The sequence below is a fragment of the Stenotrophomonas sp. SrG genome, from assembly GCF_050031795.1.
GTDB lineage: Bacteria > Pseudomonadota > Gammaproteobacteria > Xanthomonadales > Xanthomonadaceae > Stenotrophomonas > Stenotrophomonas rhizophila_A.
Map to the genome: position 1 here is coordinate 1 of NZ_JBNBBE010001127.1, position 239 is coordinate 239.

1 pseudogene is annotated in these 239 nt (G+C 72.8%); it reads right to left on the reverse strand.

The annotated features are described in order from the left end of the window. Positions 1–239, reverse strand: a pseudogene (locus tag ACQG3P_RS22980) (hydroxymethylglutaryl-CoA lyase); the annotation flags it as partial.

The window sequence follows — 239 nt, forward strand, 5'->3', positions numbered from 1 at the left end:
ACACGTAGCCGCGCACTTTCCCCCCGTCGACGCGGGCGCGATCGAGGATCGGGGCGAAGCGCGCCAGCGTCTCGTCGAGGCCGGCATTGGGGTTGGTACGGTTGAACGTTTCCGAGGCGGCGGGGAACACCGCCACTTCCTCCACGCCCACCGCGCGGGCCCGGTCGTAGCGCTGCTCGGGGGGGACCAGCACCGGGGACGCACTACCCGGGCGGCGTTCGATGCCGGCTGCGAGCTCG